Annotated in this window: 14 protein-coding genes; 3 read left to right on the plus strand and 11 right to left on the minus strand. The window is 39.7% G+C overall.

Annotated features, from left to right (window positions below):
- Positions 1–17 precede the first annotated feature (17 nt).
- Together EWM59_RS05635 and EWM59_RS05640 are read left to right on the plus strand one after the other, a co-directional pair.
- Positions 18–3,026, plus strand: coding sequence for a PVC-type heme-binding CxxCH protein (locus EWM59_RS05635; protein WP_130019967.1), 3,009 nt, complete (start codon positions 18–20; stop codon positions 3,024–3,026).
- A gap of 178 nt (positions 3,027–3,204) precedes the next feature.
- Positions 3,205–3,483, plus strand: coding sequence for an Rdx family protein (locus EWM59_RS05640; RefSeq protein WP_130019968.1), 279 nt, complete (start codon positions 3,205–3,207; stop codon positions 3,481–3,483).
- A 76-nt stretch (positions 3,484–3,559) separates the two neighbouring features.
- Here the strand turns inward: EWM59_RS05640 and EWM59_RS05645 are convergent, their stop codons facing one another.
- The 10 genes from EWM59_RS05645 to EWM59_RS05690 all read right to left on the minus strand — a co-directional run bounded on the left by EWM59_RS05645 (position 3,560) and on the right by EWM59_RS05690 (position 12,337).
- Positions 3,560–4,159: a dioxygenase family protein gene (locus tag EWM59_RS05645; RefSeq protein ID WP_130019969.1), complete on the minus strand. Its 600-nt coding sequence runs from the start codon at positions 4,157–4,159 to the stop codon at positions 3,560–3,562.
- Positions 4,160–4,312: 153 nt separating this feature from the next.
- Entirely contained in the window at positions 4,313–5,068 is a 756-nt protein-coding gene (locus EWM59_RS05650) for a LytR/AlgR family response regulator transcription factor (RefSeq protein WP_130019970.1), read from the minus strand.
- Positions 5,065–6,132 carry a sensor histidine kinase gene (locus EWM59_RS05655; RefSeq protein ID WP_130019971.1) on the minus strand — a complete coding sequence of 356 codons (1,068 nt, stop codon included), beginning with the start codon at positions 6,130–6,132 and terminating at the stop codon, positions 5,065–5,067. The genes EWM59_RS05650 and EWM59_RS05655 overlap by 4 nt, the downstream gene beginning before the upstream one ends.
- Positions 6,129–6,638 (minus strand): copper resistance protein NlpE N-terminal domain-containing protein, encoded by a 510-nt coding sequence (locus tag EWM59_RS05660; protein ID WP_130019972.1) that lies wholly within the window; start codon positions 6,636–6,638, stop codon positions 6,129–6,131. The genes EWM59_RS05655 and EWM59_RS05660 overlap by 4 nt, the downstream gene beginning before the upstream one ends.
- A gap of 6 nt (positions 6,639–6,644) precedes the next feature.
- Positions 6,645–7,139: a hypothetical protein gene (locus tag EWM59_RS05665; protein ID WP_130019973.1), complete on the minus strand. Its 495-nt coding sequence runs from the start codon at positions 7,137–7,139 to the stop codon at positions 6,645–6,647.
- A gap of 1 nt (position 7,140) precedes the next feature.
- Positions 7,141–7,494, minus strand: coding sequence for a hypothetical protein (locus tag EWM59_RS05670; protein ID WP_130019974.1), 354 nt, complete (start codon positions 7,492–7,494; stop codon positions 7,141–7,143).
- 25 nt (positions 7,495–7,519) lie between these two features.
- Positions 7,520–9,013, minus strand: coding sequence for an NHL repeat-containing protein (locus EWM59_RS05675; RefSeq protein ID WP_130019975.1), 1,494 nt, complete (start codon positions 9,011–9,013; stop codon positions 7,520–7,522).
- A 313-nt stretch (positions 9,014–9,326) separates the two neighbouring features.
- Positions 9,327–10,397 carry an SO2930 family diheme c-type cytochrome gene (locus EWM59_RS05680; RefSeq protein WP_130019976.1) on the minus strand — a complete coding sequence of 357 codons (1,071 nt, stop codon included), beginning with the start codon at positions 10,395–10,397 and terminating at the stop codon, positions 9,327–9,329.
- Positions 10,398–10,484: 87 nt separating this feature from the next.
- A complete protein-coding gene (locus tag EWM59_RS05685; RefSeq protein WP_130019977.1) occupies positions 10,485–11,666 on the minus strand; it encodes a parallel beta-helix domain-containing protein in 1,182 nt (393 codons plus the stop codon).
- Positions 11,667–11,758: 92 nt separating this feature from the next.
- Positions 11,759–12,337: a Crp/Fnr family transcriptional regulator gene (locus EWM59_RS05690; protein ID WP_130019978.1), complete on the minus strand. Its 579-nt coding sequence runs from the start codon at positions 12,335–12,337 to the stop codon at positions 11,759–11,761.
- 109 nt (positions 12,338–12,446) lie between these two features.
- Between EWM59_RS05690 and EWM59_RS05695 the strand changes: the two genes are divergently transcribed.
- Entirely contained in the window at positions 12,447–13,364 is a 918-nt protein-coding gene (locus EWM59_RS05695) for an alpha/beta hydrolase (RefSeq protein WP_130019979.1), read from the plus strand.
- A 207-nt stretch (positions 13,365–13,571) separates the two neighbouring features.
- Here EWM59_RS05695 and EWM59_RS05700 read toward each other — a convergent pair whose 3' ends face one another.
- Positions 13,572–14,138, minus strand: coding sequence for a hypothetical protein (locus EWM59_RS05700; protein WP_130019980.1), 567 nt, complete (start codon positions 14,136–14,138; stop codon positions 13,572–13,574).
- Positions 14,139–14,193: the final 55 nt, after the last annotated feature.

A 14,193-nucleotide genomic window follows, 5' to 3' on the forward strand; every position in this document is an offset into this window, starting at 1 on the left:
TAAATACAACCTGTTTCATGAAGAAATCAATCATTTTTTCTCTCTCTGTTTTATTGCTGGCAGGTGCCTGTAAGCAAGCCCCTACCACGCTTCCCGACGAAGAATATGCTAAACTGACAGATGAAGACAAACGCAAGGTAGAGCATGCTGTTGATGGTGTGCAATTGGCCGACCCTGATTTAGAGGTAACCTTGTTTGCTTCTGAACCCATGATGATGAACCCTACCAATATGGATATTGATGCCAAGGGTAGAGTCTGGATTTGTGAGGGGTATAATTATCGCAATAAACTGAATCCGCAAAATCCTTATAACAAGAAAGGAGACCGGATTCTGATATTGGAAGATACTGATAAAGACGGCAAAGCCGATAAAACAACAGTTTTTTATCAGGGCGAAGAAATTAACTCGGCTTTGGGTATATCGGTATTAGGCAATAAGGTGATTGTCTCTTGTAGCCCGAACGTTTTTGTGTTTACTGACGAAAATGGCGATGATAAAGCCGATAAAAAAGATTTGATTTTTACTAATCTGAAAGGTGTTCAGCACGACCATGCCATTCATGCCTTTACTTTCGGGCCTGATGGCAAACTGTATTTCAACGGAGGTAATGAAGTAGAAACACTAAGCGATAAAAATGGCATTGAACTGAAAGACGATTTGGGCAGACCTTTCTCGACTTATAGACAGGGAAAAATTTTCAGATGTAATGTCGATGGCTCGGATGTGGAGATTTTAGCACATAATTTCAGAAATAATTTTGAAGTAGCGGTTGATTCATACGGCAGAATGTGGCAGTCGGATAATGATGATGATGGCAATAAAGGTGTGCGTATCAACTACGTAGTAGATTATGGTAACTATGGTTTCAAAGATGAAATGACAGGCGCCAGCTGGCAGGAACGCCGCACCAACTGGGAAAGCGAAATACCCCTACGTCACTGGCATTTGAATGACCCGGGTGTAATGCCTAACCTCTTACAAACCGGAGCAGGCTCGCCAACTGGTATGATAGTATATGAAGGCGATTTATTACCTGAAAAATACCGTAATCAGGTGATTCACTGCGATGCCGGGCCAAATATTGTGCGCTCATATGCCGCTGAGAAAGACGGTGCAGGTTTTAAGGCTACTATTAATAATATCCTTGATGGGTCTAAACGTGACCAGTGGTTCCGTCCGTCAGATGTAACAATGGCACCGGATGGTTCTATTTTCGTAGCCGACTGGTATGACCCGGGTGTGGGTGGCCACGCAATGGGTGATAGTTTACGTGGCCGTATCTACAGAATTGCGCCTAAAGGCGAAAATTATTCAGTGCCGACTTTTGATTTTGAAACACCGGAAGGTTGTGTGAAAGCCTTACAGAATCCGAACTTAGCCGTGCGTTATTTGGCCTGGACAAAATTAAATAGCTGGCAGAAAAAAGCAGAAAATGCGTTGGTTGACCTGTGGGAGTCGGATAATTCACGTATGCGTGCAAGAGCTTTATGGTTGTTGGGTAATATCAAAGGTGAAGAGAAAAAATACATTGAGGCAGCTTTGTCCGATAAAGATGAAGATATCAGAATAGCAGGTATCCGTCTGGCACGTGAACTGAAAATGGCTGACATTGCCATGCTGAAAAAACTGTCAGAAGACCCGTCTCCACAAATCCGTAGAGAGGTTCTTTTAGCCCTTCGCCATAATACAAGCCCTGAAGCGGCTGATATATGGACAACTTTAGCTACCCAGTATGATGGTAAAGACCGTTGGTATTTAGAGACTTTGGGTATTGCCGCCGATAACCAATGGGATAGTTTCTTTGCAAAATACCTTACTCGTATTGGCGATAAATGGAAAGTAGATAATTCGTCGAAAGATATAGTATGGAGAAGCCGCTCTACTGATAATGTGTATCGTTTGGCAGAACTGGCTAAAACGACAACCGGTAGTGATAAGCTTCGTTATTTCAGAGCCTTTGATTTCCAGACAAGTCCGGATAAGACAAAGGTATTATTTGGTATGTTAGATGGAGGTAATGCGCCTGCCGATATTAAAACATTAGTATTTAAACATCTGGATATTGAAAGTGCCAAAAAAGACCCATTATACGCCAGCTTATTGCCAAAAGTATTAGAGGGTATTCAAAATCCGGCTGATTACTTAGATTTGGTGAAACGTTATCAATTGAAAGACCAGTCGGCTCGTTTAGTAAACATGGCCATGGCTGACAGCATTTATGGTGGCGAAGCGGCCAAAACTCAGGTGAGGCTTAACGGTATTGGTGAGTTCCAGCAACTGACGAAGAGCAAAGATGAAGCTGTGGTATTGAAAGCCATTAATATGTATGGTAGCGTAGATGACAAACCAGTAACCGATTATCTGATAAACTTATTTAACAATAAAAGCCTGAGCCTACCCGTACGTGAAAGAGCCATGCAAGCCATGAATGGGTGGAATAGCGAAGAGATTTTGTGGGGTTTGGTAAAAGCCAAAAAAGTACCGGAAGAAGTAATGCCTATTGCCAAAAAACTCTTATTAGGCACATGGCATGGCGATATTCGTACCGAAGCTATGAAAATGTTTGGTGCTGATGTGGATAAGTCGGTCGGTAATGTGAGTGATTTGGTAAAACTGACAGGTGATGCCAATAAAGGGCATGAGGTATTTAAGATGTATTGTGCAACCTGCCACGTAGGTAAAGGTGAAGGCGTAAATTTTGGTCCTGCGCTGTCTGAAATTGGTAGCAAGTTATCAAAAGAGGCTTTATATACGGCTATTATGAATCCAAGCCAAGGGATTAGTTTTGGTTTTGAAGGCTTTAAGGTGAAACTGAAAAACGGCACCGAAGTAGATGGGATGATTCTGACCAAGACCGAAAACGAAATAACGATGAAAGCCTTGGGCAGTGCTACACCTACTACCTATAAGCGTTCAGAAATTGCTTCACAAGAAGCCTTAAAAGAATCGTTAATGCCTAAATTCCCGCTCCAGAAACAAGAGTTTGTAGATTTAGTAGAGTATTTATCTACTTTGAAGAAATAGCCATAGCCAATGTGTCACGCATATACTCGTTAGTAAAAGCGCGTGGCACGGTTAATTGGGAGTAGCTATGGTGTGTATTGAAATCGAAAAAATAAAATCCTTGGAATGTCTAACCGTGCCACGCACTTTTGAGGATGAGTATAGCCTACGCGGCCCGAGCGTGGCACGGTGAAATACAATGAAACCTAAAATCACTTTAGAATATTGCCCCAAATGCCATTGGCTCATGCGCTCGGCATGGATGGCACAGGAACTGCTGACTACTTTTTCAGAGGAGTTAGGAGAGGTAAGTCTGCGCCCCAGCGAAGTAGCAGGGAGGTTTCAGGTTTTATTAAACGAAGAAGTAATTTTCGACCGTAAACGTGAAGGACACTTCCCTGAAATCAAGGAACTGAAACAACTCGTAAGAGACCTCGTAGCCCCCGAAAAATCTTTGGGGCATACTGATAGGAAATGATGGAACAAGAAAAACGGAGAATGGAATAAGGAGAGCGAAAAATCCTTTCTCCTTGTTCCATTCTCCAAATCTCCAATCAATTATAATTAGGAATATTCATTCCAAGAATAATATCTCTTTTCCCAATCCAGACACCTTTATCGTTTTTGGTGAGTTTAATGATGCCGCTGCCGCCACGGTTTTCGTCTCGGGCAGTTTCTTCTTTTGTTAAAAATCTATCTCCTTCAAAGCGGTATTCATCAACATAATATTCATTTTTATTGGGTTCCTTAATAACCGGATGAATATGTGCCGGAATGGTGGCATTGGGGTAGGAGGCAGGTCTGATGCTGACAAACTTGTATCTGCCCATATTGTCGGTTTTCATCCAACCACGTAATTTGCCATTGCGTTTGGCACAGTCTTCACCGGTACCTCTCGAATAATTGCCTTTGGCATCGGTATGATACACATAGAGAATCACATGAGGTGCAGGAGTTTTGCCGTCTTTCTGGTAAATGATGCCTGTGATTTCCATAGGCTCACCTTCTTCGTTTTTATCTGAAATCTGCGTTTCCCATGAGAGGTTTGCAGGCATTCGCTGATAAATAGCTTCGCAACATTCGCAAGGGCCACCCACTTGTTTTTGGGCAGACAAACCTAAAGGCAGTAAAATAATGAGCATTAACTTTTTCATGTTGTAAATGTTTAAAAGTGAACAATTGTCTTGAACTTTGATTTAGCTGATTAATCTGATTTAAATGATTTTACAAATGAGCGAATTAATTGCGATTGATTTAATCAGTGAAATCAAACCAATCAGCTAAATCACAGTTCAGGACAAAATCACTCAATGTATTAAATTCTCCTTATAATTCCGGCTCATGCGCAGGACTTTGGTGTTTTTCAGTAGCACCGAATAATCACCGTTGAAATGAGACTGTATTTCTTTAATAAAATTGATATTGACAATAGTAGAACGGTGAATACGAACGAAAGTCTTGGGGTTGAGTTTCTGCTCAAAGCTCGAAAGCGTTTCATACAGCAAATGCTTCGATTTCTCGGTTTGCAGGCTTATATAATTTCCTTCTGCTTCAATATACATTAAGTCGGCAGTTTTCAATAATTGTATGCGTCCGCCATCTTTTACGGTAACAATTTCGGGATAACTGGGCTGACTGAATTGTTGAAAAAACTGACTGTATTTATCAAAAACATTGCTCAAATCTTCTTTATTAGTCAATTGTAATTGCTTCATTGCCTTCTGAAAAGTCTTGTCAAAACGTTCTTTATCAAAGGGTTTCAGCAGGTAATCAATGGCATTGGCTTCAAAGGCTTGCAGGGCGTAGTTATCAAAAGCAGTTACAAAAATAATGACTGGCAATTTTTCTACGTTCAGGCTTTTAGCTAAGTCAATACCGTTCAGTTCAGGCATCTGAATGTCCAGAAAAACTAAGTCGGGCTGGTGTTTTTCAATTGCTGTTAATGCCTCTTTACCATTTTTACACACGGCTATCACATTAACCTGTGGATAATCCTGCAATTGTTTTTGCAGAATTTCTCCGGCTATTAATTCATCGTCGGCTATCAGAACTTTGTAAGTCATTTTAAAAGAGGTAAAGTGATAATAACCGTAATGCCATTATCAGGTGTATTGCTCGTGATGTCGAGCTTTGCTTCCTCACCAAACAGATTTTTTAACCGTTCCTGGGTGTTCATCAACCCAATCCCGAAATTGAAATGCCCGAAAGTATCAATGCCATTGTCTTTTACCAGTAATTTCAGTTTATCTTGTCCATTCTGTGCTGAAATCTCTATTTTTCCTTGTTTGGCAAAGGGTTCAATGCCATATTTTACAGCGTTTTCTACCAAAGGTTGCAGAAGCATGGGCGGCACAAAGGCTTTTTGTAAATCGTTGTTAATCAATATCTGATAATCTAAACGTTCTTCAAACCGTACTTTCAGTATATCTAAATAGAGTTGCAACAATTGTACTTCGTTTTTAAGGGGTACTAAATCATCGTTATTTTCTTTCAGGCTCAATCGCAGCAAATCGCTCAGTTTCATCAGCATCTTAGTAGCTTTTTCGGTATCACCTTTTTGCATCAAGCCAATGATATTGTGATGGGTATTGAACAGAAAATGAGGTTGCAACTGCATTTTCAGAAAACCTAATTTGGCGTCAGATAATTGTTTTTCAAGGTTGGCTTTATCTAACTGAGCCTGCTGAAACTGACGGAAAATAGTATAGGCTTTATGGGTTGCCAAAATAATCCAGTAATTGACAAACTCATTGAAAAGAGAAACCGCTAAGTTTCGTCTGAAAATGATTGAGAATTGGGATTGTCCGATAAACAGATTCCAGAACCAGGTAACCAGTACAGAATAAACAATTACTGCTAAAAAACTGACGGCCAGAGAAATAAGCAGATTAATGAAAAGATTTTTGACTAAATGAGGTGATTGTAAAGGCAGCTTTTCGCCTAACCAGAATACAATAAAGGTAATGGGAATATACAACAACCACTTGATTTTAAAAATCAGGGTATCTGCCCATACTACAGGATTTCCTCTTAGTGCACTGAACAATAAGTCTTGTCCAATCATTAAGAGCGTAACGATGAGCCAGAAAGCCGGAATCAGGTAGTATTTCAGTTGTTTGATTTTCATTCTACAAGTTTCTTCTGAACTCTGTTGAGCGTATAATTAAAATGCTCGTTACCTGTGAGTATATTTTTATCGTTGTCTAAGAAAAACAGCACATTATCATCCCCTTTCATCAGATAAATTGTTTGCTGATTATCTGCCTCTAATTCAAAAACTATATCATCGGGGTCTGATTTTGTGCCTTTAGTCATGCGCCAGTTACCTTTACGGATGGCTTGTCTGTAGAAAGAACCCTCTAAAACATAAGTAGCCGGAGCTTGCGTATCAGGATTCTGATAAAGGTAAAGACTCCATTTTGTTTTATAACAGTCAGCAGAAACCTCTCGTTTTAAAACTGCTGCCAACTCCTGACAGGCACCTCTTCCCTCAAAAATACCGTAAACATCTTTACCCGATGGGAAAGGTTTAGAAGAGGTAGTAGAGTATGGTTCGTTTTCTACTCCGCCTTTTTGTGAGTATGCCACAAAATAAGCAAAGCTGAGTATCAATATAAGCATTGTATTTTTCATAATCTATCAGGGTTTTTGCTTGCTTAATGTATAACTATAACCGGAGTTTCCTATCATCAATCCACGCTGACTATCGAGGAGGTGAATGACATTATCGCTTAACTTTAAAAAAAGCAGGTTTTTATCTAATGTATGTATTGTTACCTGATAAACCATTGCATTAGGCTTGGTTTTGGTACCTTTCTGGATAGTCCAGTGACCTTCAAATTCTGCTCTTTTTTCATCCTTAAAACCACTTGTATTGGGTCTGCTTACACCATATTGATAGACTAATTTCACCATAGCAGGCCTGTCGGCTTTTGGTTGATAGAGCGTTAGTGTCCATTTGGTAAAATCACAATCCGGCTCATTGGCAATCCCTAAAAAGGGTTTCAGAATATTGCCACAGGGGCTTGTGCCTACATAGGTTGCCAAAGGTTTAGCGTCCTGAGCGAAGAGGTTAACAGTAGTTAACAGCAAACAGACACTACTGACAATGACAGGTTTGAAATAGTTTTTCATATCAGTATTCTCTTTTTTTACCGTCTTTATCAGCCAGAATTAATTTAGAACCCTCTTTTTTGGCTAAGGCATGCAGTCCGACTTCAGTTGAGTTGTTAAGTAGTACCAAACCCGAACCGTTTTCGTCTGCGCCCAGTTTTACTCTGATAGTTCCGGTATTATCAATCAGGCGCATAATGACCGAACCATCGGCTTCTGTTTTAAGAGAGGCACGTTTCACACCTGCCTTATCAACCAGTTCAAATTCTTTTACACTGATTTTGTCGAAATTTTCCTGACTGGGCTTAGCGGCAATAAAGAGCATTAACAGTAAGTTAAATACACTAAGCAGTATTGGCAATCGTTGATTTTTCATTGTTTTATATGTTGAGGTTGAAAAACTAAAAATTCAATAATGTACTCAGACTCTCTTTATCTGTATCGAAATTGACGATTTTTTTTGTAATAACCCGCTTTTTGTAAGCAAAAATGGTGTTTTTTACTTTGGGGTTAATTTCATAGACTCCTGCAGTTTCGGCATCAGTAGGAGAGTGTATAAAGGTAAAAGCTACATTCTTTAAATCTAATTTTCTGACAAAATCGCTTAGTTTTTGTTTGAGCAACTTTTCATTTTCTTGTTTGGGGTTCATAAACACAATAAACGTTTTCCAGTTGTTGGCATTTCTGGTCAGGTACTGCCCTTCAAGAAAACTTAACATCTTTTCATAATTCTTTAAATCATCGTTTATCCATACCATCAACCCATCGGTTTTAGCTCCGTATTTACACATAGGGCAGGTTTTTGTGCCTTTGTCTTTGCCTGATATATGATAAGGGTCAAAGGCTGGAGCATCAGCCCCTACTGCAAGCCCGGAGGTTTGCGCTACGGTATTCGATGAAATAAAAAAGATGAAAAAAGATGCTTGAAGTATCAATCGGAATGATTTCATAACCGGAAATTTTTTAATGAGAAAAAAGAGTAAACTACCCCCAAGGAGTAAGCAGAAAATATTAAAAACTATGAAGTCAAAATCTGATTTTTCGAAAGCTGCTTTGGCTAAATCAGCCCGATTTACTTTAGTAACTCTTACCTGATTGAGAGAATTATTTTCTAAAACCCACAGATTACCGCTTTTATCAAACAACCCACCGGTAGGATGCCAACCCAAAGGAGCGGTATAAGCAATAGAAATTTTTCCGTTTGTCTGAATCTTACGGATTTCCCGATTTTCATACACAGTTACATATACGTTCTCGGCATCATCTGTCCACATACCATAAATGCTATGGTTAGCTTTAATATTGGTTTTGCGTTCTCTTACATCGTCTAAGTTCAGGGAAACAGTAGTTATCTTGCCATCTTTTATTTTAAATAAATCATTGTCATCCACATAAAAGAAAGTACCATTGTCCTGACAATATTGCCATCGTACATCGGTTGTTTTAATGGTTTGTACAATTACTATAGTACCATCAAGCCCACGTTTCATCAGAATACTTTCTTTTTTGCCTCGCTCTATCCAATACATATTGCCTTGCGCATCACGGGTAAAACTGTAATTGCTCAGAAAGCCCTCTGTATTGGGAATTACTTTGGTGAATTTACCTTTGGCGTCATATTTCCACACAAAATGCCCCCATTTGTCAATAGCTTCGCCTTCGTACCAGAGGTTTTCTCCGTAAAGGTTATCTTGCTTATCCATGTGAAGCTCGTGGGTATGTACATTTGGCACTACTACAGTTTTGGTTTTGCCATCAGCCGATACTTTCCATATCCTGAATAAGTCGCTGTAAAATATCTCTCCTTTAGCATTAGTTACAATTCCTATACCCGGATGAGCATAGACATTTGCGAGTGTAAACAGACAAATAAGAATGAGCAATAGCTTTTTCATAACCTTTATTGATTTTGATAAGCAAATCTATACCGGATATGAAAGCTACTAAATAAGATTATGACAAGGCGATGGAATGATGGGGTGAGGTGTGGGAAAATACCCCAGTCCCTAAAGGAGTGCTCGTGTCGGCGACTGAAAACTTCCACCGTGCAGTTGCCATCTAAAAAACAAAGGAAATTTATATATGTAAGCCGGACTTAAGTCCGGCATTGTATGCAAAAAAACCTTTGTTACCTTAGACGGCGACTGCACGGCGGACCGTTTCAGTCGCTGATATTAAGGTTATGAATAATATAACATTTTGAAGAAATCAAGGATTTTTCATTTGTTTAATCCATTCTTTCAGCAGGTCAATACTTTCTTTATGGGTTGTTTTTCTGCCCAATTCGGGCATCATTTCGCCCGGGTCGGTTGATTCAATGCGGTAGAGTAAGATAGATTCATCAGGTTTACCCGGAACAATATCAAATTTGCGGTTGCCTGAGCCTCGGCCAGCCGCTACCGGAGTTTTAAGAATACCCATAGCCAATGGGTCTGTTTCATGAATGCTCAGATTTAAGCCGGAGGTCTGGGCAGGACCACCTAACCGATGGCAATGTGCACAATTAATATCCAGCCAGATACGGGCTCTTTCGTCGATGCTGCCAGTTTCAGCTTTATTCCAGATAGCTGCTTTGGGTACTTCCCCGATGGCAGGTAAATCTTGCAGGATTCCTGCTTTTTGCCAGGCTGTTAACTGATTTTCTGTATTTTCAGGCAATCCCCAAGCTCTGTAAGTACCATTGAGTTGTCGGGCAGACGGACCAATGGGCGACATCTGTTCGTTACGGTTATGGCAACCCTTGCATTGATTCAGATTCGGGATACTGTACTCATGTTTTTTCTTTTTGCCGTTCGGGTCAATGTAGCTTACTTCTTTGGTGTCTCCTGCTACTTCAAGATACGCATCGGTTTGTTCATCGTTCCAGACATAAACCAAGGCTTTCCAGCCATCAGTTTCATGGGTTAATAGTCTGGTTTCCATGATTCTCCGGCCTTTATTTGTATTCCTGAAATCGTTGGGAAAATAAAAAGTTTTGATAAGTGTTGTACCTACAGGAAAATCCAATACTTCTTTGTCGTTATAGGTGGCCTTTGTGCCGTCAGGTAATTTAACAAAGCGTAGTTTTTCTGCATAATCGCTAAATAGGGGAGTATTGAGCGAAAAAGGCATGATGCCCTTTACAGGTTTTTGTTCAGCTATATTACCCTCAAAGAAGGCATATTCCGAGAGTTTTTCCTTGGGCATACTTACTTCATTCCCCTTTTGTATCTCTTGCTGATTAAAGGAAGACAAACCAAAAATGCCCAGGGCTATCACTAATAATAAGAATCTTTGCATTGACAGTAAAAGGTCACGGTGACTGGGTGTGGCCGACCAGGTGTGGCCGACTAGGTGTCCCCATATCATTCGTGCTACGCTATATGTTTAATCGATTTTTGCCATTTTCAAACTTTCCAGACTACAATCGTGTGCAGCCGCATCACGGGAAACGTTCTTGAAATTATGCGCTACATCTAAATTGGCAAACGACACATTTTTATTGTTTTTGATACACAAAACTTTGGCAGAATTTTTCTCATCTACAATGCCATCCCACTGGATATGTGGCACATTCTTACCAAATCGTAGTTTGAACTTATACATTTGTCCGAAGCGACCCTTACCTGTAGCTTTCACGTTTTCTCGCTCATAAACATTGTCATGAATATTAATGGCTACCGGATATGGATAGTAAGTCGGGTCTTTGATAGGGTTTTCGGTAGTAAAATAAGAGATAATACCCGTACTTACCGACTTGTTATTAATAATCTGATTATCGAATATCTCCACATTGTTTGCCGCTAAAATCAATATACCTGTACCATCAGGTACTTTGCCTACAATATTGCCTTTTGGCGCAAAGTTCGGCAGGTTATTATGGTGGATATTGTTTTTATACACACGGGTATAGCCCCCTTTTTTCAGAATCAAGTCAGGTAAATCAAATACCAGAATACCGCCTGTGTTTTCTGTGGCTTCGTTTTCATATACATCGGCATTGAGCGAGTTTTCAATTTCAATACCTGCTACGTTATGGTATGCCCTTGATTTGCGCACAATGATGTCTTTCGACTGCCCCACATAAATTCCTGCATCAGAAGCACCAATGGCCTCACAGCCCTCAATCAAAACCTTTTCGCATTGTACAGGATATAAACCATAAGCACCGTTTTCTTTCTTAGGTGTACCTGTCCATTCGGTTTTCACGTTTCTGAAAGTAATGCCTTTTACATTCATAGTTTTTACAGCGTCACCTTTGCTATCCTGCACCGTTAAATCCTCAATAGTGATGTTTTCGGCATTAGAGACCCTGATTCCCTCTGCACCCTCTGTTTGTCCTTTAAATGAAAGAATGGTTTTGTCTTTGCCTTTGCCTTTAATGGTAATATTCTTTTTACCCTCCATTGAAAGGCTTGCCGAGAATGTAAAAGACCCTTCGTCTAACTCAATGGTCGAACCATTTTCAGCCATGATAAATTGAGTCTGATAGCGTTTTTGCACATCCTTCTGGGCAAAAGCTACCGAGCCAAGTAAAAGGAAAGTAAGTAAAAAAGAGGTTTTTTTCATGAGAATAAGAGGATTGAATGAACAGACTTCAAAGTAGGCGGATTTTATTGAGATAAATGTTTGATAAATGTCAAATAATTTGCGGACGTATTTTACTTCTGCCCTCTTACCCGGCTCAATGTTTCGAGTTTAATGCCCAGGAATGAAGCAAGGTATTTCAGCGGAATGCGTTTGATGAAATCAGGTTTATTTTGCAGCAGATATTCGTAGCGTTGTCTGGCGGAGAGCGTTTGCAGGATAATCTTCATTTCTTCAATCTGTACCAGATACTGCTCGGCTAATAGTCGCCCCAGTCTTTCTATTTCATGAAACTGATTGTAGAGTTTATGTATATCCTCGTGTCTGATTACAATCGTTTCGGTATCTTCTAATGTCTGAATATTGGTTAAACTTGGTTTTTGTGAAAAGAAACTATAGGTAGAAACCGCTACGGCATTTTCAAAACCAAACCAGGTATTGATTTCATCAGCATTGGCATCTTCAAAGTATTCCCGGACACAGCCTGATATAATGAAGTATAACTCATCGGAGATATTTCCCTGACGAACCAGAAAGTCTTTTTTTGCGAAATTTTTTTGTTGAAGAAAAGGCATAAGCGCTTCAATACTTTCAGGCGAAAGTGGGTGGATTTTCTGGATAAACTCAAGGTAGTTTTCAAACAAGGGAAGCATATTGAAAAGAAATAGCTATACAATATTAGTAGAAAAGTGTCAGAAACAATATTTTTTTTCAACTTTGTAAAATAACTATTTATCCTATACCTTCTCAAAAAAATACTCAATGAAAAAATTGTTTTTAATGCTATTCGCCATGACTATTATGTCTGAACTTTTTGCCCAGAACGAAACTATTTTGCTTTATACTGATGCCGCACCGGGGTCAAAAGGGAAGCAGGTACCGGAAGATGCCAAAACTACCGACGGTATTACCCGTGTGAAAGACGTAACCCAACCAGCTTTGATTGTGTATCCGGCTAAGAAAAAAACTTCTGACGCCACGGTAATTATCTGTCCGGGTGGGGGTTATGGTATTTTAGCTATCGACCACGAGGGTTATGATATTGCCACATGGTTTAACGAAAGAGGCATGACCGTTTTTGTATTAAAGTATCGTTTGCCACAAGAAGAATTGTTTGAGAACGACGAGATAAGACCTTTGCAAGATGCTCAACAGGCAATCAGAATTGTGCGGAAAAATGCCACCAAATATGGTATTTCGCCTGATAAATTAGGTATTATGGGCTTTTCGGCAGGTGGGCATTTAGCTTCTACTGCATCTACTCACTTTACTACTCAGATAGGAGAGATTACCGACCCATCTATCAGTGTACGCCCTGATTTCTCTTTATTGATTTATCCGGTTATTACTTTTAATGATAGATTTACGCATTTTGGTTCAAGAGATAACCTGATTGGGAAAAATCCTCCGGTTGAAAAAATAGAACTGTATTCAAACGATAAACACGTAACTAAAGATACTCCACCAACCTTTTTAGTAAGTACAACCGATGACGGCGTACAACCTGAAAACAGCATTGCTTATTTTCTGGCCTGTAAGAAAAATAAAGTGCCTGTAGAAATGCACATCTACGAAAAAGGTGGCCACGGCTATGGACTGAAGAAGAAAGGCAGAGGCCCTGTAGAGACATGGGCAGCCCGCATGGAAGATTGGTTAAAGGATAGGAAGTTGATGAAGTGAGGATTAAGTTTTAAAGAATAGAATTTCTCAAAATTATTGATTGTGTTTCGTAGAGACGCCACGCTGGCGTCTCCAAGGGTCTATGAATAGGAAAGAAATATCTATATTATTAGTACTAAAAATCTCTTCACAATTAAGATGCATTGGTAAGGTTAGTCTCGTGGAGACGCCAGCATGGCGTCTCTACAAACAACAATTAATTCCTTTTCACCCCAACCGCCTTATAATCAACCCCTTTACGACCTCATAAAAAACATGGGGTTTCATGGTTCGCCAGTTATCTATCATTTGTAAGGTGCCACCGAAATTGATGTAGGAATCGACATGATAGCGTCTGAATTCTTCTAAGATAAAATTGGGGAAATTCACAGCAGCTATCCAGCCATCTTCTATGTCTTCATACCATTCTTCGTAGTAATCTTCTTCCCCTCCATGAAACTGAAAAAGGTTTTCTCCTATCAGTATGTATTGATTAATGCCGTGTTTATTCAGGTGGTCAATGACATTTCTTTTCAGAAACATAATATCGTTATGCAGGGTGTCATTCCATTCACCAAACAATTCAATCACTGCATAACGAAGGTCATAATCTGCCATCAGGAGTTTACAGTATAGCGTTTCAGATTCTATGCTATCCCAGTTTGGGTCAATATAATAGCCGTAAATGGTATCTTCATATTCTATCCCATACGAGCGGCCATAGAAAGGAGATTGCTCATCGTCTTCGGCCAGATAATATCTTTGCCAGTTATAAAAGGGTTCAATTTCGTGCATGTGGATTTGTGTTTTAAAGACAAATTCAGGAAGGTAAGATTTAGTAATCTTATGA

The sequence above is a fragment of the Emticicia agri genome (assembly GCF_004168285.1).
GTDB lineage: Bacteria > Bacteroidota > Bacteroidia > Cytophagales > Spirosomataceae > Emticicia > Emticicia agri.